Below are 24108 nucleotides of genomic sequence, written 5' to 3' on the forward strand. Positions count from 1 at the left end.
TTGCCATTTATTTATTCCTTCACTTCTATGCTACCTTTTAATAATATATTGTCAGAAGAGCTACCCACGAGCACATCGAAACGCCCCGGTTCCACACGGTGCTGCATGTTTCGGTCTACAATAGAGAGGTCGTCTTGGTCTACAACGAAACAAAAATGCTTGGTCTCACCTTTCTTGATCATTGCACGTTCAAAGTGTTTGAGCTGCTTAATGGGCTGAACGGTCGACGCAACCTCATCATGTAAATAGAGCTGAGCCACTTCTTCACCGTCCCGACTACCTGTGTTGGTCACGTCAAAACTTACTTCAAATTGCTGATTTCCCATCGACTTAACAGCCAGATTGCTGTATTTGAAAGTGGTATAGCTCAATCCGTAGCCAAAAGCATAGAGCGGACGAGCCGACATTTCAACATAGTTATGGGTTTCAGGAGCCTTCTTATTATAATAAACCGGCAATTGTCCTACCGCAGCAGGAACGCTCACGGGAAGTCGACCGGCTGGATTGTAATCGCCAAAGAGCACATCGGCAATGGCACGACCGCCTTCTTGACCGGGATAATAAGCGGTCAATAGGGCATCGGCATGCTCTGCCGACCATGTCTTATCAAGCGGACGGCCTTCGATATATACCACTACTAGTGGCTTACCCGTGGCACGCAGTGCACTAAGCAACTCGTTTTGGCGTCCCAACAGCGATAAGGTAGCACGATCGAACCCTTCTCCACAGTCCATATCGCTTAGACTTTTGCTGTCGCTCACTGCTGCTCCGGTCTCTTTATAGCTTGTCTTAAAGTCGCGAGCACTAGACCCTCCGACCACAGCCACGACCACATCGGCACGCCGCGCAGCCGCCACCGCCTCGTCTATATGTACATCTACGGTGTCACGCACGCCACAACCTTTCACGTATTCCACTTTTCCGACACCTATTTTCTGTCTGATTCCATCGAGTACAGTCTTCACATTACCCTCAGCTTGCGGTGCCGTGTAGTCGCCCAACTGATTGTAATCATTATCCGCATTAGGCCCTACGACAGCCACACGCATGGTCTTCGACAGCGGCAACGTGTTGTGTTTATTCTCCAACAGTGTCACAGCAGCCTGCGCCACCCGATAAGCCACATCCATATTCTCGGCCGTCCTCACTTCCTTGGTAGCCTGTTTCGGATCTACATACGGATGTTCAAAGAGCCCCATCTCAAACTTCATGCGCAGCACTTGAGCCACAGCAGAGTCGATAAGAGCCTCATCTACCATCTTCTTTTGGCAAGCATCGACCAGTGGTTGATATGCCAACGCGCCTAAATCTACATCTACTCCGGCTTTCAAAGCCATGACTCCGGCTTCTTGACGAGTCGCCGCCACGTGGTGAGTCTGCCAAATACCATCGATACTATACAAGTCTGACACCACGAAACCGCGAAATTTCCAATCTTGTCGCAGCACTTTCTTCAAGAAATAATCGTTTGCCGTACAGGGAATACCATCGAGCGAGTTGTACGAAGTCATCACCGATAGGGCGCCGGCATCAATGGCTCTCTTGAATGGTGGGAGGAAATTCTCTTGTATCTCACGCATTCCGAGGAACGTAGGATTACCATTCTGCCCACCCTCTGTCGTTCCATAACCGATGAAATGCTTCAATGTTGCTAGCGTAGCATAGGGATTTGAAAGGTTTCCACCGCCCAGTCCGCGTACCATTGCAGCCCCTATTTCGCCCGAAAGCGTAGGGTCTTCGCCCATCGTTTCTTCCACTCTGCTCCATCGAGGGTCACGACTCAGGTCGAGCACAGGGCCATAACTGATGTGTCCACCCTGCAAACGTATCTCCTTGGCAATCACCTTTCCGGCTGCTTCTATGAGCATCGGACTCCACGTGGCAGCCATTCCAAAACCCGTAGGGAATACAGTCGTGCCGATAGCCATGTGTCCATGGGGAGCCTCTTCTGCCAAAAATAGTGGAATACCAAGCCGTGATTTCTCCATCACATACTTCTGCATGGCATTGCCGGCCTTGGCAGCCAACTCCGGATTCAAGCCGTTTGAGAGCGATTTACGAGTCCAAGGGTCGGCACGATAGGTACCCCACAGCATGCCCACATGCTCTTGTCCCACTTCTTTTTCAAACAAGGCTGAAGGCACAACCTTCTTGCCTTGTATATCATAATAGTTCCAAGCCAGCGTACAACGCAACTGCCCTACTTTCTCTTCGAGTGTCATGCGCGACAGCAAATCGCTCACACGCACACTGATAGGTAGATTAGCTTGTTGATAAGGGAATTTCTTTTGGGCAGCCATAGCGTTCCCTGCCATGCAGAGCGACACCACGGCACAAAGTAGTCTGTCTCTATTTTTCATTTTTGTTAGGTTTACTTACAGAGTACGGAGCGTCTACCTGTTGCGTTCCACGTTGCTTGTTAGGAGTAGCCGACATCGTGAATCGGATATTACCACCATTCATTAAGTCGGCATGGCGCAGGTAGTTATGTGTGTAATTTTGCCCATTCAACAGCATAGAATTGATATAAGGCTCATGACTGTCGGCCTGAATTCTCATCGTTTTTCCATTTTCTAGGTGCAGTGTCATATCGGTAAAGTAGGGTGTACCGAGCACATACTCGTTGCTACCGGGGCATACCGGATAGAAGCCCATGGCCGAGAAGACATACCAAGCAGACGTCTGACCGTTGTCTTCGTCGCCACAATAGCCATCGGGAGCTGCTGTATAGAGTTTGTCCATAGTCGTGCGTACCCACTTCTGAGCCTTCCATGGCTGCCCACTATAGTTGTAGAGGTAAATCATGTGTTGGATGGGCTGGTTGCCATGTGCATAGTTTCCCATGTTCATAATCTGCATTTCGCGAATCTCATGAATTACCTGACCGTAGTAACTATCATCGAACACGGGTGGAAGATTGAACACAGAGTCCATCATTTCATTGAATATCTGCTTGCCACCCATGAGATTAATAAGTCCTTGAGGGTCGTGGAATACCGACCAAGTGTAGTGCCAACTGTTGCCTTCTGTGAATGCATCGCCCCACTTCAGAGGGTTGAAAGGCGACTGAAACTTACCGTTCTGCAAACGCCCACGCATCAATCGGCTCTCTCGGTCAAACACATTCCGATAGTTCATGGCACGCTGTCGGTACACTTTCAACTCGCGTTCCGACTTACCTAAAGCCTTACCCAGCTGATAGATACACCAGTCATCGTAAGCATACTCCAACGTACGAGCCACGTTCTCATTGATTTTCACGTCGTAAGGCACGTAACCCAACTTGTTATAATATTCCCAACCGAGTCGGCCGGTAGACGATACGGTGGGATGAACAGCTTGTGTCCCGTGTACAACTGCTTCCCAAAGGGTCTCCACATCGTATCCACGAAGCCCTTTCAAGTAAGCATCAGCCACCACCGAAGCGGAGTTGTTGCCCACCATACAACCACGATGACCGGGGCTGGCCCATTCCGGTAAGAAACCACTTTCTTTATAAGCATTCACCAATCCGGCCTGCATCTTCGTGCTTTGTGACGGATACATCAGGTTCAGCAAGGGGAAAAGGCTACGGAAGGTATCCCAGAAACCGGTGTCGGTAAACATATATCCGGGCAACACCTTGCCGTTATAAGGACTGTAGTGCACTGGTTTTCCATCACCATCCAACTCGTAAAAACTGCGTGGGAAGAGCAACGAACGATACAAACAAGAATAGAATGTGCGCAGATGGTCGGTAGACGACTCATCGCCAACCTCTATCCTACCCAGCATATCATTCCACTGCTGACGACCTTGTGCTTTCAGTTGCGCCATATTCTTACCGTCCAACTCACGTAGATTACGCTCGGCCTGCTTTTCACTGATAAACGACGAAGCCACGCGTACGCCTACTTTCTCGCCTCGTTTGGTACTAAATGTGACGATAGCACCAGCATGATTACAGCTAGCTTCGGTCTCTCCGCTCAGCAACTCGCCATCCTTAGCGATGAGATATTGACTGATAGGATGGTCAAACACCATCACAAAGTAGTTCTTGAAATTATCGGGCACACCGCCACTGTTGCGGGTTGAGTAGCCTACTATCTTATTCTCGCTCGGTATCACGCGCACCTTCGACCCCTTATCAAAGGCATCGATGACCACGTTTGCCTGATCGGTAGCAGGGAAAGTGAACTCCATCAAAGCTGCACGCTCTGTCGGTGACAATTCGGCCGTCACGTCGTAATCGGCCAAATACACCTTATAAGCATAGGGAGTGGCCTCTTCCGACTTATGAGAGAACCAACTGGCGCGTTTCTCTTCGTCGAATATGGGATTGCCAACGGTAGGCATCAACGAGAACTGGCCGTAATCATTGATCCACGGACTGGGCTGATGTGTCTGCTTCAAACCACGGATTTGGTATGCCGTATAGCTGTATTGCCATCCATCACCCATCTTTCCGGTCTGCGGAGTCCAAAAGTTCATACCCCAAGGCATGGCTATAGCAGGATATGTATTACCTGTAGAAAGTTTGAATTCTGATTGTGTACCCACAAGTACACTCACATAATCGACAGCATTTTTTACTCCTACCGCATGTGAAGCAAAAGTAAACAACGCCGCGAAAATCGCTGCGATTATTCGTTTCATCTAATATTTAGGTTTGATTGATAATTGTTACTTGCAAAGATAATCATAAAAAATGAGAGTAAAAACGAATAGAGCGACAGAAAAACAAAGCAAAAACAAGGAATCGTAAGTGAAGAGATAAAGAAACTATCTTGGCTATCATAGATATACAACTCGTCTACTTGTCTGCTCGTTCACTTATCTGTCATCTGGCTGCAAAGGCTTGGCAGCGTCGCTGCCTCTGCCTTGCAACATTATTGTCTGCACTTTGCAGCATTGCTGTTTGGCTTTTGCAGCAAAACAGGCATGCTATATTTTGCCATGCCACAGGAATATATTACTTTTGTATAGTTACAATTTAACACGCCGATTTATGGCTTTTCTCGCTTTTATCAAGAAATGGACACTGCTCTGTGCCATCGTTTTTGGTTCTTTGGTCTACCTTTTGTTCTCCCAAGTTCCGATGCTCCAGCCCTTTGGGAACATCGTTGGACCACACTTGGTAGACGTCATGCCGATACTTATCTTCCTCATTCTGTACGTCACTTTCTGCAAGATAAGGATGGATGATTTTCGTCCTCACAAGTGGCATTTTTGGTTACAAGGCATCAGGACGGTCTTATCTGCATTGGTAGTATTGGCAATTCTCCACATCAAAGAGCCAGAGCAAAAGATTTTATTCGAAGGAATTTTTATCTGCGTCATCTGTCCTACGGCCGCAGCTGCAGCCGTTATCACCGAGAAGCTAGGCGGTAGTATCGCTTCCATGACCGTTTATACCATCATAGCCAATTGCTTTACATCGGTTATTATACCGCTTTTCTTCCCTATGATAGAACGAGCTGCCAATATCACCTTTATGTTTGCCTTCTTCATGGTGCTGAAACGAGTGGTCATGGTACTTGTCGTTCCACTGTGTTTGGCACTGCTTACACGCCGATATTTGCCCAAAGTAGCCGGTTGGTTCAAACGTCGTAAGAACTTGGCTTTCTATATTTGGAGTATCAACCTATCCATATTGATGGGCTTCACGCTCAAGACGATGCTTCACGCACAACTCTCTACCCACATGCTTCTGCTCATGTTGATACTTCCACTCTTCATCAGTCTGGCGCTCTTCGGTATCGGTAAGTTCGTCGGACACCAATATGGAGACAGCATCAGTGGCGGACAAGCACTCGGACAAAAGAACACTATCGTGGGAATATGGCTTACCATCACGTTCTTAAACCCCTTGGCGGTCATCGCACCATGTGCCTACATGATATGGCAGAACATCATCAACACGTGGCAACTGTGGTATAAAGAAAAATACGGAATACTAAAATGGTAGATTATACAGGTATAGTCGGTCGGCAAATGCGGTGACAACGACTATACCAAATGGCCTTCATCGGCCCAAGCCAACATCTCTCGGTCGCCTCGGCTATCTCCATAAGCGGTAAGGTGAAAGGAGTTTCGGGCAGGCAACACGGCTTTCAGACGCTCTACTTTCTCTGCCCCGTAACAGTTTTTACTGCTAAAGAAGCCGGTCAACAGACCATCCTTAACCTCTATCTGCGTGCCTAATACCGTCACATCCAAGCCCTCTTCGGCCAAGAAAGGAGCTACCCAATTGTCCACACTCGCACTGACTACATACACATCGGCACTGTCTTGCAATGCCCGACGAAGGATATTAAGCATCGAAGGGCGCAAGACTTGTCGGCGCTCATGGGCGTATCGACGGCAGAGGCGGTCGAACTCGTCTAGCAAAACACCTCGAAAAAAATGGGCAAACACCTTCTGTTTCGCTTTATAATTAGGGTATAGATGTAGCTTCATCAACACCAATAGCGGACTATAAAGCAAAAATCCTAGTAGGAAACGGCCTGTTCCACAGGTGAAACGTATAAAATCGATGAGCGTATCTCGTGTGGTCAAAGTGCCATCAAAGTCGAAAGCGAAGATATGTTTCATGATTTATTGATTTTTAGAAGGAGTTATAGAATTAACAGGAGTTATGGAGTTAAAGTAGTTAAGCCAATAGCAAATAAACATATGACATAACTCCGTTGAGCAACACGAAACATAACTCCCATTAACTCCATAACTCCTAATATATAATCACTAAGAAAAACAGTATCCATGCCACCACTATCAACTGCATGAAACGGTCGGCTAAAAGTATCTTTGTGGGGTCTCCACTCTTCTTATCGACCACCGTTACTTGAATATAGCGTAACAATCCCACCAATACGAGGATAGAAGTGAGATACAACGAGTCTGTTCCGAAACGCTCGGTAACTTCCGAACTCACTGTATACATGATGTAACAAACAAGTGTTACGGATGCTGTGATGGTGATAGCTTGGTTGATGAACGTGAGATTATAGCGACTGGTATTCTTGCGTGGAGCCTCTCCCGTCTCGTTCATACGCACGACATCGTCGCGTCGTTTAGCGAAACTCATGAACAAGGTGACCAAGAATGTCATCAAGACTATCCACTTACTCAACGCAACATCGGTAGCCATGCCACCGGCCAAAAGCCTCAATACGAAGCCAAAGGCCACGATGCACACATCAATGATGGCATATTGCTTGAGTCGGGCACAGTAGATGAGGTTCATCACCCAGTAAGCCAGCAACACACCACCAGTCTCGTAACGATGAGACGGGAGCAAAGCCACAAAGCCAAGACCAAGCAAAAACAGTATGCCCATAGTCATATAGGCCTGCGCGATAGACACTGCTCCCGACGCAATGGGGCGATGACACTTCACCGGATGGCGTCGGTCATCGGCCACATCATATATATCGTTGAAACAATAAATGGAAGAAGCGACCATACAATAAGCCAACACGGTGATGATACCGGGTATAAGGACATTTGGATGAAGCAGCTGACCACCGAAAAACAGGGGTAACAGCACGAAAAGGTTCTTCGTCCACTGCTTCGGACGTATTAGTTTGAGGAGTTGTTTCATGGGCTTATAATATCATTTTTTCCAATTGTCGGGCTATCCACATAACAAGTTTGGCAAACAACCAAGCCACCGGCAGGGTGATAACGACGCATACTAAGAACGTCGGCCAATAGCTCCAACGAGCCGGAATATACGCTAATACGAAATGTTGATGTACAAGATAGGCTTCCAAACTCAATGCTCCGACAAAGCTAAAGAAGCGATTGAACCACGCAGGAGTGCGTCGGAAGACACGATTCAACAGTAAAATCGATGTAATAGTGAGCGGAATATAGAGCATACGCTCAATAAAAAGAGGGAACTTTCCATGCAAGTTCTGCTCCATAAAGATACTAGAGAAGAGCGTCATAGCAAATGTCAGGAGTATCATCCAAATGGATGCACCGTCCATCGTATCCTTTCTTCGCACGCTTTCTCCCATATTGATGCCGATGAAATAGATGGGAATGCGACTCCAAAATATCTCTAAATGCCCCACAGTAGCATGAATGGGTGTCACATATTGTACCAATACACACCACAATATCATCAATACGGGCAACCAACGATAGATGGGATGGCGTCGAATCAATTCCATGTAAGAGGGCGTAAAAAGGTAAAGCATCATGATGGCAGGGATATACCAAAAGGTTAACTCGTCGTGTAACCAGAAGTCCCAATTGATGGTGATGTCGCCAATGAGGTCTATCCATGCCGCAACATCGCCTCCATGGAAGCGCGGAATATAGTAGAGCGAAGCCGCAATGAGCCATGCCGGATAAATACGGAGAAACCTTCGCACCATGAAATGACGTACCGAGGGAGTGCGAGTCCACGAAAACCACAGCCCAATTCCACTCAAAAAGAGAAACATATCGACTCCTACATTGCCCATTCTGCGCAATCCGAAGAACATATCCCAACGAGGTAACCCCACATGAAAGAGGATAATAAAGAGCATGGCAGCCCCCATCAGTTCACCACGGAATCGACTGATGTTTGAAAGTTCTATATCTTTGAAGAGATCGTCTTTCAATTTGGTCAATGAACCAAGTCTCTTTTCGCTCATAAGTTCAAGGATTTGGGATACGTTTCAAGAGTTCGCGGAAGAGCCAAGCCATGCAAATAGAAGCCACAACATAAAGAAGCAAGCCTGTATAGATGTCGCCTTGCCGGCTGATAGGAATCAATATCTTACGAGTCAACGGATGGCATATGAACAGAGCTGCGCTAATAGAGCCCACCCAAACAAAATGATTGAAGATTAGAGGGAAACGTCCCAACAACTTCACCAAACCGATACTGAAGCTGCAAATAAACACCGGGACGAAGTACCATAGCTGATAATTGTAGCTAAAAAAGACGATGCAAAGTGCCGAAACCACCATCATCATGTCGTAAGCACGGTTACTAAGCGCACGACCATAGCGAGAATAGAGCACTCCAAGGCCGAAAGGAAGCATTCCACCAATCATGTTATAACGCAAACGGTTGAGGGTTTCACCTCCCGAATCACAGAAAACCTGAAGCAACCAGCACACCATGATGGCACCAACCGTCCATGTCCAAGGTCTGCGATAGATGACAAAGCGGTAGAATATGTACAATTGCAACATCAAACCAAAAAACCAATAGGGGCCCGGCCAGATGATTTTATCAGGCGACGGTAACAGATTGTTGAACATACCCAGTTGTGCCACCACATCCATGAAAGCATAATGATGCGCTCCGGGAGTGATTTGGTCTACCAAAATAAAAGCTACAAAGCCCACAATCATCATCTTGAAGAGCTTCAAGAAGTGGGTACGAACAAAGTCGTATGGTCTTCCTGCCTCCTTTACGGCATACTTCTGCTCTAGTCCGTAAGCACTCAAAAAGAGGAAAACGGGTACTCCGTAATGGCCGAAAAACGATAAAATATGCACAGGCAATAGCCCATCGGGATGCACAAGTACCCGACTCAACCAGTCTACATTATGTTGAAAATACTGATATTCATTCTCCTGTACGATGTGTCTAAGCCAATGTGAGTAGTTATGCATCACGATAGCGATAATGGCAAGGCCTCGTAATGCGGAACATTCTGCCCGCGAAAGGAGCGGCGGGGTGGCTTGTGGAGATGTCATAGGCATCACTTTTTATTTCTTTTGAAGATAGTTCAACCTCAACAAATCATAGTCGGCGGTGTTCTTGAGGATACGTTTCCGCCCCTCATCGTATTGAGGACTCAACACATTATAGGCCGCTTGATAATACGGTGTATGGATTCCAGCCAAGTAAAGCAACAAATGTGGTAGCGCATCGGTCATGTACTTACGATTGCGGGCAGCTACTATCTCCCTGTAAATCTCCGGATGTTGATGGGCATAACGGGGTGAACAATAAATCCAAAAAGGTATCTCGAATTCGTATTTTGCCAACGGATAGTCAATGGCAGAACTGTGATTACGGCATATAAAACCGCGAGTTTCCTCGTAGCACTCTTCTCCATGATCGGGCATATAAATCACAATGGCATCGCGATTTTCAAACCGTTGGATGATTTGATCGACCACCGAATCGTTGTATAGCACCGCATTATCGTAAAAACTCAGTATCTTTCGCCTGTTATCATTGAGTTCCGGACGCTTGTCTTCATAGCTGCTTGCATAGAATTTCGTTTGGTTTCGCGGGAAACGATCACGATAATTAACATGCTGTCCTAGCAAGTGAAAGATGGTCAAGTTATATTTTTTATCCTGTTGACGTAGTCTATCATAATCTCTTAACAAGTCTTCATCAAATCGATGGAGACTATCGTTGCGCGTATCAAACTGTGCTTTGCTCAACACTGGATTGTTTAAGAAGAAGCCACCACTAAAGTCGTAGACTGCCTCCTTGGCTTTCGGGAGGAACTGATTGGTGATAAACGTGACATGATAGCCGGCTTTTCTGAACAGTTCGGGGAAGAGTGGATAGTCGCACCACTCCCCTTTCTGCCCGATGACATGGGTAGAAAACACGTTCTTAAAGACGAAACTAGTGAGATTCCAACACGAGACAACATCGGTAAAAGGCACCAATCTGCCACTTTTCTCACGGGCAATCTGTCGCGGAGTGGTCGGCATGAAGTATCCATACTGCTGTGAATGATGTCTACCGAGGCTCTCACCGATAATCAACACGATCTCTGGAGAGCGATAAGAACAACTGTCCACCTGCACCTTATCAGCCGAAGCAATGAGCTTATCTATCTGTTGTGAGGCCAAAGAATTGGCATATACGCTAAAAACCAACCTCTGCATGGGGGTGAAAAGTACCGCGTGGTCTTTAGCCGTAAGTGTATGTTCCACATCACCGATGTTACTACCGGTCATCAATTCCACTGTAGCCACCTTGTTATGTGCACTCGTGATACCACCCCAAACTAGTAGAACGGTCGTCAATAAACCCATAACAGGGGCACCCCAAGGCATATTTGGCAATCCTTTAGCGGGATTATTAATGATTTCGCGAGTAAAAGTTTGCTTTACATAGCGACTCCACCACTTGCGACAAACCACCAAGATATGCACCAATATCAACAGCAATACCCACCCCACGCGACTAAACATCACGTCGGGAGAGAGTGTTGAAGTCAAGAATTCGCATGCTTCGCGGCCGTTAGTCTCATCTACCAGCAACAGCATTGTGGGCGTAATGGTCGAGTCGTACTTCACAAAACAGTAGGTATCTACAAGAGTTACCGCATACATCACGACATAAAACACAGCTCTTGCCACCGCTCTGAACTTGCGAGGAAGCAGTGCCAACACCACACAAGCAGCATAAACTTCGAGCAACATTTCCAAATAGAGGTTATCATAGACCCTTGCCCAACTCGTATTAGGCAATGTGAGCCATGCGCTGAGAATTCCCAACGCATACATGAAAATAAAAAACAGCGCGTTCAAGCGAATCGGTAAGAAGACGACCTCAAACATTCGCCGTAGCAAGTTAACGATTTTCATCGGCTACCTATATTTAATATAGACATCTATTTGGATATTTCGAGTTTCTCGTCTCGTTTATTTGCGGAAACGTTCTGCTTGCTGACGTATCAGTTCGGCATCGTTGAAATAGTCTATACGCATAGCTTTACGCACCTCATCCATGGTCTTTGCTGCCACTTCACGAGCATCTTCCGAACCTTTTTTAAGGATGTCGTAGATGGCAGGAATATCTTGTTCAAACTCATGACGGCGCACCCGAATAGGCTCCAACATCTTATTGAGAATCTGATTCAGGAGCTTCTTGCATTTCATATCTCCTAGTCCACCGCGTGTATAATGGTCTTTCAGTTCCTGAAGATTCTTATATTCCGGCCAAAACTCAGCGAAGTCATCATCGGTAGAAAATGCATCAAGATAAGTAAACACTGCATTTCCCTCCACTTTTCCGGGATCGTCGACACGTAAATGGTCAGGGTCAGTATACATCGAACGAATCTTCTGCCATACCGTGTCGGCATCATCGCTCAGATAGATACAGTTACCAAGGCTCTTACTCATCTTCTCTTTGCCGTCGGTACCGGGCAAACGGCGAGCCGTAGCATTCTCCGGCAGCATGATATTGGGTTCTACAAACACCTCAGAATAGGTCTGATTGAAGCGACGAGCAATCTCGCGGGTCACTTCCAACATCGGTTCTTGGTCTTCACCAGCAGGAATCGTCGTGGCATTGAAAGCCAAAATATCGGCTGCCTGACTCACGGGATAACAGAAAAAGCCCAATGGTATGTTGGCTTCAAAGTTGCGCATCTTAATCTCTGTCTTCACCGTAGGATTGCGCTGAACGCGAGATACCGTGATGAGATTCATCAAATAAGTAGTCAATTCGGCCAATTCAGGTATCTGACTTTGTACATAGAGTGTACACTTATCGGGCGACAAACCTGCTGACAAATAGTCCAATGCCACTTCAATCAAGTTTTGTCTAATCTTCTCCGGGTTATCGGCATTGTCCGTCAATGCCTGTACGTCGGCCATAAACACAAACATACGGTCGTAGTCTCCGGCCTCTTGAAGTTGCACACGACGACGCAATGAACCAATATAATGACCGAGGTGTAATTTTCCGGTGGGTCGGTCGCCCGTCAAAATAATTTTTCCCATTATCTATGCTTTATATTTTTCTCTTTGTCTATTCTGCAAAGATACGGCTAATTCAAAGAAATCCCAAACATAACGAATAAAAAAGGGGCATACAAGATTCTACATCATCAGATTGCATTTGAATCTTACAATTGCAATAGGAGCCCTTAATCCTAGCCCCATACCATATAAACTAACATAAGCTAGACTAATTATAAGTATCCACAAATTTGGTGAACATCTAGATTCTTTGTAACTTTGAGGCTCTTCATTTATAATCATATACCTATTTAACATGAAACATAGCTTATTACTTACGCTTTTATCAGCCTGTTTCCTTACAGGCATGGCGCAGCAACGAGCAGACCGCCAATCGCTCAACGACCCCAATTCATTCTCTTTCATACTCATGGGCGACCCGCAAGGATATACCAAGTACGATGTCAATCAGCCGCTGTTTGAGCTTTGTACAGCATGGTGTGCCGACAATATAGACCATCTCAACACAAAGGCTGTACTCCTGACCGGCGATTTGGTGGAACAAAACGAGAATTATGTGCCCATTCCAAGGATAAGCAACCAAACGAGCAAACAGATGTGGGAGTGGGCTTCGCACTGCATGAAGCGTCTTGACAACCGCGTTCCCTACATTATCTCTACCGGAAACCATGAATATGGTTACGTAAGAGGAGACGAAGGATTCACCCATTTCCCAGAATATTTCCCCATGGAACGCAATTCCAAATGGAAAAACTGCGTGGTTGCCACCTATCCCAATCGCGAAGGTAAGGTATCACTCGAAGATGCTGCGTATGCTTTCCACGAGAAAACATGGGGAGACATCTTAGTGATTGCCTTAGAATGGGCACCACGCGATGAGGTATTAGAGTGGGCTAAGAAACTTGCAGCAGACAAAAAATACAAGGATTACAAAGTATTTGTAATCACACATTCATTCTTGAAAGGACGAACAGCCGAGCGAACAGCTAACGAGAATTACAAAATCAAGCCGGCAAACTACGGCAAGGATATATGGGAGAAGTTGATTTTCCCCTCATCCAATATTCGTCTTGTTATCTGTGGACATACCGGTCAACCGGGGTCATTTGAAGATAATGTAGCCTACCGATGCGATAAAAACACTGCAAACAAGTCGGTTCACCAGATGATGTTCAACGTACAATGCCTTGGTGGTGGTTGGGAAGGAAACGGAGGAGATGGATGGCTCCGCATATTAGAGTTCAACCCCGATGGAAAGACTATCAGTGTTAGAACCTATTCTCCATTATTCGGCATCTCGTCTACTACCAAACAATTTGCCCATCGCAAAGGAAAATGCGATGAATTCGACATAAAGATAGACTAAAAACAGATAATGCCACGCCCTCAACACGATACTTTCTACAGCGACATATATAGTATGGTAACGCAAATACCGGCAGGACGTGTCGTCACTTACGGCGAACTGGCACGTCTAGCCGGTTGGCCTCAACATGCTCGCATGGTGGGACGAGCACTTAGAGAAGTCCCTCCAGCCCTGCATTTACCTTGTCACAGAGTTGTCAATGCGGCCGGTCGAACGGCTCCGGGATGGGTCGAACAGCCTCAACTCTTGCGTTCCGAAGGTGTCGCTTTCAAATCTAACGGATGCGTAGATATGCGAGTCTCGGCATGGAAACCATTGGAATCATTCGTCTGAAGCGCCTCAACTACGTGTCACTAAGAGGGTACCTGAAAGAACATCAATAGCAAAAAGGACTCTTATATATCATACAAAGAAAATAGCGGAGGGCGTTTAACGTCCTCCGCTATTAATTATTTGAGCAGGTTCAACTTATGTTTAGGTTCCAGAATTTGATGTACTTTCACAGTGTTACCCTTTAGTTTGAGAGTAGCGCTATCTTTGATGTCGCGGCTGGAAGCACCCACCTTAAATGTATATACGCCCGAATCAGTTACCCAAGCATTTGGCTTCTCATTGAAAGAAGCCAACTCCAACTCACTTATTTACTTTCCTTGAACCAATGACATGGTATCGCGAGCAATCACAATCTCCTCGTCTGTCGGGATCACGCAGACTGTAACCTTACTGTCGGGGGCAGAGATGATAGCCTCTTTACCACGTACATTGTTGGCTTCGGCATCCATCTTAACACCCAAGAATTCCAAACCTGAGCAAGACTGCAAACGAGTTCCAACTTGGTTTTCACCTACACCGGCTGTCCAAACGATGATGTCGACACCACCCATTGCTGCTGCATAAGCACCGATATACTTCTTAATACGATAGTCGTACATCTTCAAAGCCAACTGAGCACGCTCGTTTCCTTCCTTGGCAGCGCTTTCTATTTCGCGCATATCGCTAGAGATACCGGTGATACCGAGTACTCCGCTCTCTTTGTTTAAGAAATCGGCCATCTCTTGCGGCTTCTTTCCGAGCTTGTCCATGAGATAAGTTACAGCCGACGGATCAATATCGCCGGAGCGCGAACCCATCATCACACCTGCCAAAGGAGTAAGTCCCATAGAGGTATCTACGCACTCGCCATACTTCACAGCAGTTACACTCGCACCGTTACCGATATGGCATGTAATGATTTTCTGGGTCTTGATGTCGCGTCCCAAATACTCACACACACGCTGAGAAACGTAGCGGTGGCTAGTTCCATGGAAACCATAACGACGTACATGGTACTTCTCGTAGAGCTCGTAAGGCACGCCATACAAGTAAGCGTAGTCGGGCATGGTAGAATGGAATGCGTTGTCGAAGACGCAAACCTGCGGAGTTCCGGGCATCAAAGCGTCTACAGCGCGGAGTCCACGTAGGTGTCCAGCGTTGTGAACAGGTGCCAAATCGCACAGTTCTTCGATTCCCTCTTCCACCTTTTCGTCTACGATGACGCTCTGGCAGAACTTATCTCCACCCTGCACGATGCGATGTCCGACAGCATCTATTTCCTTCAAATCCTTGATAGCACCTATTTCCGGGTCGAGCAAGCACTTGAATACGAAGTTCACGCCTTCCTTATGGTCGGGCATGTCATGCATAATCTTCTTCTTATCACCGCTAGGTAACGTTACTTTGATGAAAGCCTCGTCGAGACCGATACGCTCTACACCACCCTGAGCCAGCACGGCTTCGGTATCCATGTTGTACAACTTGTACTTGATAGAAGAGCTACCACAGTTCAATACTAAGATATTCATATATTCTACTTTTATTTGATTTAACGAGACTTTACGGCATCTTGTGCCTGACAAGCAGTGATGGCAACCATGTAATAAATGTCTTCTACAGAACAACCACGGCTCAAATCGTTCACCGGACGAGCAATACCTTGGAGGATTGGACCGATGGCGATGGCGTTACCCAAGCGCTGAACGAGTTTATAACCGATATTTCCAACTTCCAAGTTGGGCACTACGAGCACATTGGCATTGCCTGCAATAGCACTACCGGGAGCTTTCTTCTGACCTACGGAAGGTACCAAAGCAGCATCAGCCTGCAACTCTCCGTCGACTTTCAACTCCGGACAACGCTGCTTTACCAAGCGTGTTGCCTCAACCACCTTATCTACTACTTCGTGCTTAGCACTTCCCTTGGTAGAGAAACTCAGCATCGCTACACGTGCTTCTTCAAACCCTGCCACGCTTTGAGCGGTTGCTGCGGTACACACAGCTATCTGTGCGAGCTGGTCGGCATCGGGCATTGGCGTCACGGCCACATCTCCCATAACGATGACACCATCTTCTCCATACTGCTTCTGCTCTGTTACGAGTAGCATAGCACCACTGACACAGGTGATACCGGGAGCACATTTAATAATCTGTAGAGCCGGACGAAGGGTATCACCGGTCGTACTTAATGCACCGGAAATCTGTCCGTCGGCACCTTCGGTCTTGATAATCATACAGCCAAGATACAAAGGATTCTTCACCAACTCGCGTGCCTGCTCAATGGTCATACCTTTTTTCTTGCGTAGCTCTGCCAACTGTTCGGCATATTCTTCGCACTTGGGATTGTTCAACGGGTCAATGATGGTAGCCTTATCAATATGGGTTAAGTCCCATGCCTCGGCTAGTTTATGTATTTCATTGGGATTACCAATGAGGATGATGTTAGCGATGTCGTCGGCCAAAACACGGTCGGCTGCTCTCAAGGTGCGCTCTTCAGTGGCTTCAGGAAGCACAATACGTTGCTTATCTGCTTTTGCTCTGGCAACGATTTGTTGTAATAAATCCATAGTTTTATGTTATGATAATTCTATAATATGTTCTGTGGGATGGCGTCACACAGCCCGTTTTGCCACTCCCACTTTGCAAAATTAACAAAAATAAATGACACAGTATTTGTCTATCGGATAAAAAAACATAATTTTGTAAGAACGAAACTATCATTTCGATTACATGTTAAAATTCAAAGCTTTGACCACTGCCGACAAGCAGATTATTCAGGATTATACCCTCTTGGGGGAACGCCAAAACTGCGATTTGTCATTTGCCAACATCTTCAGTTGGCGATTTCTATATAACACCGAGTGGACAATCGTAGACGATTTCCTTGTTTTCAGATTTTATACAGGTCAGCATTTGGCCTATATGATGCCTATTCCACATGCTAAAATCGACGCCGATGGAAAACGGAAGGTAGAGATTTGCGATGAATGCTCGGCTCATGTGATTCGCGAAATACGCAACGATTCCATCGCTATGGGTCATCCTTTCTTGATGTTAGGAGTGTGTAACTTCTGCGTAGACATCATTGAAAATGCATTTCCAGATACATTCAGCATCACCCCCGACCGCGATTACTCTGATTATATCTATCTGCGAAGCAAGTTGATAACGCTTTCCGGCAAGAAATTACAGAGCAAACGAAACCACATCAACAAGTTTAAAAGTCTCTATCCCGACTACGAATATCGTGCACTCACCACCGACATGATACCTGAATGTCAACGACTGGCGGGTGAATGGCGAGCCGGCCAAGAGGATGATACCGAAGGACATAGCATCTATAGCGAGATGCGTTCGATGACAAGGGCATTCGACCACTGGGACGAACTGGGCTTAATGGGCGGCACGATATGGGTAGATGACAAGTTGATAGCTTTCACTTACGGCACGCCTATCAACCAAACGACGTTCGATATATGCGTAGAAAAGGCAGATACCAACTACGAGGGAGCTTTTACCATCATCAATCAAGAGTTTGCCAAACATATTCCAGAACAATATATCTATATCAATCGAGAAGAAGATATGGGCGACGAGGGACTCCGTAGAGCCAAACTGAGCTACAAACCGGATATTCTCTTGGAAAAGAACGTCATCATGGAAAAACGTCCACTGGCTCAGTTTGAAGACCAAGGTCGTATCAAGGAAGAAGTAATGAAGCTGTGGAAAGACACTTTCCACGACTCCGACGCGTTCATCAAACTCTATTTCGACCGCGTATATCGCCCCGAATACAACATTTGTTGCCAACTCGATTACCATGTTTCGGCCGCTCTACAAACCTTGCCTTACCCACTTCTCTATCACGGAACGGAGGCTAAGACGGCTTATATCAGCGGAGTGAGCGTGGAAGAGGAATCGCGAAAGCAAAATATCGGCAGCAACTTGATGGCTCAAGCCCACTTCTATCTGTTCCATCACGATGTAATCTTCGCCACATTGATACCTGCCGAGCCATGGCTCTACGACTGGTATGGCAAACAAGGCTACGCCCGTTGCATCACATGTAAGCCCAACCCGACCGATGCGGCAACTGTTTCTTTCGCTGAATACGACAAGCGTCAACGCGAGCGTACATGTACATTATTACATAGTGAAGAACAACTGGCCGTGGCACAAGAAGACATTCGATTGGCAGGCGAACACTACAAGCCAACCACAGAACCTATTCCCGGTATGCTACGCATCATCAATGCCAAACTGGCATTGCAATTATGGACCGAGCAACATCCCGATGCCAAGTGCTCAATACGTGTCAAGCACGACCGAGACATACCGATGAATAATGCTTATTACATCATCGAGAATGGACAAGTAAGAAAGACCGATGAACCGGATTCAAACGCAACGGTTATGCGAATGGCTCAACTGGCAGAATTTATTTTTGCCGATGAAATGGCGGAAATGGAGCTGATGTTGAACTAAAATACCGAGAGCATCTTTACATCTCTTGTGTTAAGATGCTCTCCAATTCCTCTGCCGAGAGTCGAAGATGGAACTCTCCCTTGATAGCAACGGATATACGACCTGTCTCTTCAGACACGACTACGGCAATGGCATCGCTGCTTTGCGATATACCCATGGCCGCCCGGTGGCGCAATCCCAACTCCTTGGGAATATTCAAGTCGTGAGAAACAGGCAAGATGCACCCCGCAGCCTTGATGCGCTTCTTCGATATAATCATGGCACCATCGTGTAATGGCGAGTTCTTGAAAAATATATTCTCTATCAACTGTTGGTTGATATTAGCATCAATCTCATCGCCCGTAGCCACAATATCATCAAGAGGAGCCCCACGCTCTATCACCATGAGGGCACCAACTTTACCGCGCGACATGCTCATACAAGCCAAAACAATCGGAATTATCGACTCTTTATCTACCTTCGTCTCATCCCTGCTGGTAAAAAACTTAGTGATTCTCTTGAATCGTTGATGTGCTCCAAGGGTATAAAGAAACTTGCGTATCTCTTCTTGAAAGAGCACAATAAGTCCGATAACACCCACACTCACCAACTTATTGAGGATAGCTCCGAGCAGACGCATCTCTAATACCTGACTCACAAAAAGCCAAACGAGTACGAATACCATGATTCCGATGAACACATTCAGCGAACGGCTCTCCTTCATCAAGGTGTAGATATAGTAGAGTATCAGCGCTACTAGAAAGATGTCAATTACATCTTTTATTCCAAAGTCAAAGGGCATAAGACATATTTAGTTCATTTACAATTTTTACCGATTCCATCGCTGCTTTCACATCATGTACGCGTAAGATGCCGGCACCTTTCATGAGAGAAATCGTATTCAGCACCGTGGTACCGTTCAACGAGGTCAATGGTGTTCCACCTATCAATTTATAAATCATCGATTTACGCGATATTCCTACCAAAATCGGTAGTTCCAATACCTGTAACTTTTCTGCTTCTTGCATCAATTGATAGTTTTGTTGCAGCGTTTTCCCAAACCCATAACCGGGATCAAGGATAATATCTTTCACTCCAAAGTCGCGTAATTGCTGTACTTCATCGGCGAAAGCTATCAACATTTCTTTCAATGTAGGCTTCACAGACATCAAGATATAAGGTATTTTCAACTCTCCAACAGTAGCAAACATACTCTCATCTTCGTGGATAGGTTGATTTACGATACCTGTCAATCCGCCTTCCGATACATCGTTGATAATGTCGGCTCCCCATTCTTCTACACACTTTCGCGCCACACGGGGGCGATAAGTGTCTACCGAAATAGGTAGTTCCGGACATTCGCGATGTACAATTTCCAATGCAAACTGTAGTCGACGCGCCTCCTCTTCTTCACTTACTTCCGATGCTCCGGGACGTGTAGAAAAAGCTCCTACATCCACGATGGAACCGCCCTCTTTTGCAATTTGTTGCACACGTTCGGCTATCTCAGCCTCCGTTTGTTTCCTGCTTCCTTCAAAAAAAGAATCAGGTGTGATGTTCACAATGCCCATCACTTTCGGCGTAGAAAGGTCCATGAGTTGACCACGTACATTGATTGTATAGTCCATGACAGCTTTTTTATTTGACTTTCGCAAGTTTATGCATAGCTTAGAATTGATTGGAGATAACGGAAAGTAACCGGAGATAACGGACATTTGTCCGATAACTCCTCCTAACCTCCTTTAACTCCCGATAACTCTAAAGTTGAGCATACATGCGAAACTTAAATCTTTTATATAACGACAAAAGTAAGAAAAAAGCACGAAAACAACAAAAATAATTCACTGCAAAGGCACTTCAGCGATACTGCGAAGCCCAAACAGCATTGCTGAAAAGCCGAGACAGCAATATTGCCGAGCCGCTGCAGAAACCTCTCCCCATCCCTCTCTCAAGGAGAGGGAGCCGCCGATAGACTATCATCATTACTTTTTAATCAGCGAAGTCTCTTTATCCGGCATACGCAACCTAATGGTATCGCACTTCCAAGTTTTTACTTTCCATATCAAACGTTGCATACAATGACGGTATTCTGCAGGATAATAGAGTGCGAGAGAATAGAGTTTACCACCTCGTTGAATACCATGTAAATAGTAACGATAATCTTTTAAATCCTCCATTTCGCCCTCACGAATGTATTCCAATCGCCGTTGATCGTCCGCATCAGACACCTTGCTTTCCAATATGACGTTCATTTCGTGGGCATGATAGCCAAAAGCCACAGAGCCATCCGTTCGCTCTTCGCGTACAAAGAAGGAAGGATACATAAAGGTATAACAATAATTAGAATCTACAAATTTAACCCATTTCACCGCATTCATACCTTCTCGAAATGCCTGAGGAAACGGTCTTCTATCACCTATGGGCATCAACCATTGCACCAATAGACATATAACAACAAACAAAGTAAAGGCTATTAAAATCTTTTTCATTTGCAAATCACTAAGGAACTATTTGCAAATATAAGAATTTCCAATACAAATCACAGGACGAGCCTGTATTAAAAATCAGGAAACAAACTTAATAATAGTTCCCTATCAAAACAAATAAGGGTGATGGACATCCACGTACCATCACCCTTATTTATTTAATCTTTATCTTTATAAATCACATTGTTTGCACCACTTGTGATTTTTAGAGCTTCCGGATGTTCCTTGATGAAGCTATCAATATGTCGAACTCGCTTATCTTCCAATATTTCATCGACTGCTATCAAGATACCGGTCTCTTCCACATCACCGAATCCATAATTGATAGCAGTGCCGAATAACTTCATTGTCGGACTGAGATTCATATAAGCATTTACCAATGGAGGAATATTATAACCTAACTTGCGAATCTCGCGATTCAATATTCTATAATCTGCACGGAAATCAGTTTCTGTGAATATTGCCTTTAGTTCTTCATCAGAAGTCTCTATTTTGAGCGGTTTCATCGGTAATATGAGACGCTCTTTATCATCGAAATGCTTCTTCAAGAAGTAAAGTATCATATCGCGACCACGACGGATATAAGAAGGATACATCGTCATCTTACCGAAGAAATATTTCAGTTTGGGATTGATAACCGTCAACGCGCCTAGCCCATCCCACAGATTATCGAGTGCAAAAATAGATTTCGTGTTCGTACGAACATTCTGATATTCAAGCGAAACAAACGATCGTCCTAGCTCAACCGTGTACGGCATATAGTTTTTGATGAACTCATCAGAGAAGTGGAACATATGACTTGTGGCCAAAGCCGGTTGCCCATTATCGTTCAATTTCCAGTCAGCCCCATACTGATAACGGTATCCTCCGATAATCTCATCGGCATCGGGATTCCACACGATCAACTGTTTGTAGCAATTATCGCCTACATCAAACTCATCGATATCCATCGACTTACCCGTTCCACCACCTGCAGTACGGAAAGCAATTTCACGTAATCGCCCTATCTCGCGCATTACATAAGGAGAGTCGTTGCCCGTAACAATGTAGATTTCATTGTGACTCTTATTGGTCATACGGAGCTGCTTGTCGGGCGTTAATTCGCTCTTGAGCAACTCTTTACTGACAGGCTGGATAATCTCTTCTTCCATTTGCTCTTATTTGGTCTTTATTATAGTTCATAAACACGGTCTTCGACAAATTTCGCCCATTCCATCGAAGATTTGCTTTTATCAAAAGTTTGCCAAGGAATAGGTTTTCCTATAGCTACCCGAAAAGTCTTATGCACATTCTTGTACATCTCGTCGACCAAAAACAACATGGCTACATTGAATTTCAATCCGAGCGCTTTACAGGTATTAGCAATGCGATAAAACTTTTCAGAATTTTGTCCACCGAAGTGAATAGGCACTACATCTCGCTGATATTCCACACTCTTTGAGATGAATGTTTTTTTCCACGGGATGTCGTGTATCTGCCCATCTATCTTGCGACTACAAAGTCCTGCAGGAAACATCAACATGTGATTATCGCTTTGGAAACCCGCTTCTACCATCGCGGGAAAGTTGCGACTCTGACCTCCTGTCTTATTAATACCAATGCTTACAGGCTTCAATCCCGGCAGATTGAGCAGCAAATCGTTTACCAAATAGCGGAAACGACCATCATAATGCCGCCCGATGATAGAACCTAATGCTACCCCATCGGCACCTCCCAAGGGATGGTTGGATACGAAAGTGTAGAGTTTTCCATCGTCTTTATCGGGTAAGTTCTCCACGCCAACGATGTCGAGTGTCATATCAAGATACCGAACACATTCTTCAAGCCACTCGGTTCCCACTTTATCCCGGCTTTCCCAAAGATAACGGTTTACCTCGTCTTGATGAACAATGTGCTTGAGCCACGAAACAACAAAGCCGGGAACATACTTAACCTTTGCTCCCATCTTGCTTTTCAGAATATCATCAATATCGATAGTATTCTCTATACTTTCACTCATTCAACTAACACTAACTACATGCAAAAATAACATAAGTTTTTTAAATAAGTTACATTTAGTCTGTTTTTTATTATTATTTTTTGACGAATGTAAGATGTACGACATCACCACACACAAAAAGCTAAGCATTAACAGCAAAGTAAGCGCCTTTTCACCTATGGAGAATGGTGTTTTCAACCACAAAAAATCAAAGCTTTCAAAGCGCGTCACTACAGCATTAAAAACAAAAAACGAGAGTTTAAAAAAGATTTGTGGGGAAAAGTGGAGAATAATGGGGAATTTTATGTATCTTTGATGCGAAATTTCATATTATATAAGAACGCATGCGCTTTTTAGGTAACATAGAGGCTAAAACCGACGCCAAAGGCAGAGCTTTTCTGCCGGCTACATTCCGCAAGGTGCTTCAAGCATCGGGCGAAGAAAGCCTCATTATGCGCAAAGATGTATTCCAGCCCTGCTTGGTATTGTATCCAGAATCTGTTTGGAACGCACAACTTGACTTCTTACGTCAACGTTTAAACCGCTGGAACGCGAAAGACCAGCAAATCTTTAGACAGTTCGTATCCGACGTAGAGATACTGACGCTCGATGGGAATGGGCGTTTTCTGATTCCAAAACGGTATCTGAAGTTGGCCGATATTGAGCAAGAAATCAAGTTTATCGGCATGGATGATACCATCGAAATATGGAGTAGACGCGCTGACGACAGGCCTTTTATGAACAGCGAAGAGTTTGGAAAAGCGCTGGAAGCTATGGGAAAAGAAGAATAAAGATACAAAATACCACCCATAGCAATTTTCTCCGGTTCTC

Annotated in this window: 21 protein-coding genes; 5 read left to right on the forward strand and 16 right to left on the reverse strand. The window is 45.5% G+C overall.

Translation table 11 applies throughout. From position 1 onward, the window contains the following. Positions 1-11: 11 nt before the first annotated feature. A complete protein-coding gene (locus HMPREF3034_RS01005) occupies positions 12-2360 on the reverse strand; it encodes a glycoside hydrolase family 3 N-terminal domain-containing protein (RefSeq protein WP_062432489.1) in 2349 nt (782 codons plus the stop codon). Beyond that, entirely contained in the window at positions 2350-4635 is a 2286-nt protein-coding gene (locus HMPREF3034_RS01010) for a GH92 family glycosyl hydrolase (protein ID WP_062432492.1), read from the reverse strand. Before HMPREF3034_RS01010 ends, HMPREF3034_RS01005 begins: the two co-directional genes overlap by 11 nt. A gap of 352 nt (positions 4636-4987) precedes the next feature. On the opposite strand from HMPREF3034_RS01010, the gene HMPREF3034_RS01015 reads away from it, so the two are divergent. After that, positions 4988-5947, forward strand: a complete 960-nt coding sequence (locus HMPREF3034_RS01015; protein ID WP_062432495.1) for a bile acid:sodium symporter family protein — start codon at positions 4988-4990, stop codon at positions 5945-5947. 41 nt (positions 5948-5988) lie between these two features. Here HMPREF3034_RS01015 and HMPREF3034_RS01020 read toward each other — a convergent pair whose 3' ends face one another. The 6 genes from HMPREF3034_RS01020 to trpS all read right to left on the reverse strand — a co-directional run bounded on the left by HMPREF3034_RS01020 (position 5989) and on the right by trpS (position 12693). Next, a complete protein-coding gene (locus HMPREF3034_RS01020) occupies positions 5989-6573 on the reverse strand; it encodes an HAD family hydrolase (protein ID WP_197421708.1) in 585 nt (194 codons plus the stop codon). A gap of 136 nt (positions 6574-6709) precedes the next feature. Next, complete coding sequence (locus tag HMPREF3034_RS01025; RefSeq protein WP_036896083.1) at positions 6710-7582, reverse strand: decaprenyl-phosphate phosphoribosyltransferase; 873 nt, start codon at positions 7580-7582, stop codon at positions 6710-6712. A 4-nt stretch (positions 7583-7586) separates the two neighbouring features. Next, positions 7587-8630, reverse strand: coding sequence for an acyltransferase family protein (locus HMPREF3034_RS01030; protein ID WP_052052724.1), 1044 nt, complete (start codon positions 8628-8630; stop codon positions 7587-7589). 4 nt (positions 8631-8634) lie between these two features. Next, entirely contained in the window at positions 8635-9687 is a 1053-nt protein-coding gene (locus HMPREF3034_RS01035) for an acyltransferase family protein (protein ID WP_062432542.1), read from the reverse strand. A gap of 12 nt (positions 9688-9699) precedes the next feature. Then, positions 9700-11550, reverse strand: a complete 1851-nt coding sequence (locus tag HMPREF3034_RS01040) for a phosphoethanolamine transferase (RefSeq protein ID WP_062432501.1) — start codon at positions 11548-11550, stop codon at positions 9700-9702. A 57-nt stretch (positions 11551-11607) separates the two neighbouring features. Next, on the reverse strand, positions 11608-12693 hold the full coding sequence (trpS, locus tag HMPREF3034_RS01045) for a tryptophan--tRNA ligase (RefSeq protein WP_062432505.1): 1086 nt from the start codon (positions 12691-12693) through the stop codon (positions 11608-11610). Between the two features lie 274 nt (positions 12694-12967). On the opposite strand from trpS, the gene HMPREF3034_RS01050 reads away from it, so the two are divergent. Next, a complete protein-coding gene (locus HMPREF3034_RS01050; RefSeq protein WP_036896090.1) occupies positions 12968-14038 on the forward strand; it encodes a metallophosphoesterase in 1071 nt (356 codons plus the stop codon). Positions 14039-14047: 9 nt separating this feature from the next. Further along, complete coding sequence (locus tag HMPREF3034_RS01055) at positions 14048-14371, forward strand: MGMT family protein (RefSeq protein WP_036896092.1); 324 nt, start codon at positions 14048-14050, stop codon at positions 14369-14371. Positions 14372-14487: 116 nt separating this feature from the next. On the opposite strand, the gene HMPREF3034_RS01060 is transcribed toward HMPREF3034_RS01055, so the two are convergent. From HMPREF3034_RS01060 to pta, 3 genes are read right to left on the reverse strand one after another with little or no spacing between them, the layout of a single operon-like run. Beyond that, entirely contained in the window at positions 14488-14664 is a 177-nt protein-coding gene (locus tag HMPREF3034_RS01060; protein ID WP_156431011.1) for a hypothetical protein, read from the reverse strand. Positions 14665-14679: 15 nt separating this feature from the next. Beyond that, positions 14680-15879 carry an acetate/propionate family kinase gene (locus HMPREF3034_RS01065; protein ID WP_036896096.1) on the reverse strand — a complete coding sequence of 400 codons (1200 nt, stop codon included), beginning with the start codon at positions 15877-15879 and terminating at the stop codon, positions 14680-14682. A 20-nt stretch (positions 15880-15899) separates the two neighbouring features. After that, positions 15900-16916, reverse strand: coding sequence for a phosphate acetyltransferase (gene pta / locus HMPREF3034_RS01070; RefSeq protein ID WP_036896098.1), 1017 nt, complete (start codon positions 16914-16916; stop codon positions 15900-15902). A gap of 163 nt (positions 16917-17079) precedes the next feature. On the opposite strand from pta, the gene HMPREF3034_RS01075 reads away from it, so the two are divergent. Beyond that, positions 17080-18834: a GNAT family N-acetyltransferase gene (locus tag HMPREF3034_RS01075; protein ID WP_062432511.1), complete on the forward strand. Its 1755-nt coding sequence runs from the start codon at positions 17080-17082 to the stop codon at positions 18832-18834. 16 nt (positions 18835-18850) lie between these two features. Here the strand turns inward: HMPREF3034_RS01075 and cdaA are convergent, their stop codons facing one another. The 5 genes from cdaA to HMPREF3034_RS01100 all read right to left on the reverse strand — a co-directional run bounded on the left by cdaA (position 18851) and on the right by HMPREF3034_RS01100 (position 23298). Next, positions 18851-19615: a diadenylate cyclase CdaA gene (gene cdaA / locus HMPREF3034_RS01080; RefSeq protein ID WP_036896101.1), complete on the reverse strand. Its 765-nt coding sequence runs from the start codon at positions 19613-19615 to the stop codon at positions 18851-18853. After that, positions 19605-20441, reverse strand: a complete 837-nt coding sequence (folP, locus tag HMPREF3034_RS01085; RefSeq protein ID WP_062432514.1) for a dihydropteroate synthase — start codon at positions 20439-20441, stop codon at positions 19605-19607. Before folP ends, cdaA begins: the two co-directional genes overlap by 11 nt. 354 nt (positions 20442-20795) lie before the next feature. After that, entirely contained in the window at positions 20796-21302 is a 507-nt protein-coding gene (locus tag HMPREF3034_RS01090) for a hypothetical protein (protein ID WP_036896104.1), read from the reverse strand. A gap of 155 nt (positions 21303-21457) precedes the next feature. After that, positions 21458-22450, reverse strand: a complete 993-nt coding sequence (locus HMPREF3034_RS01095; RefSeq protein WP_062432517.1) for a GNAT family N-acetyltransferase — start codon at positions 22448-22450, stop codon at positions 21458-21460. 20 nt (positions 22451-22470) lie between these two features. Continuing rightward, on the reverse strand, positions 22471-23298 hold the full coding sequence (locus HMPREF3034_RS01100) for a glycerol acyltransferase (protein ID WP_036896108.1): 828 nt from the start codon (positions 23296-23298) through the stop codon (positions 22471-22473). Between the two features lie 323 nt (positions 23299-23621). Between HMPREF3034_RS01100 and mraZ the strand changes: the two genes are divergently transcribed. Beyond that, positions 23622-24068, forward strand: coding sequence for a division/cell wall cluster transcriptional repressor MraZ (mraZ, locus tag HMPREF3034_RS01110; protein ID WP_062432520.1), 447 nt, complete (start codon positions 23622-23624; stop codon positions 24066-24068). The last annotated feature ends 40 nt before the right edge of the window (positions 24069-24108 follow it).

Origin of the sequence: Prevotella sp. DNF00663 (genome assembly GCF_001553265.1) — a bacterium.
Taxonomy (GTDB): domain Bacteria; phylum Bacteroidota; class Bacteroidia; order Bacteroidales; family Bacteroidaceae; genus Prevotella.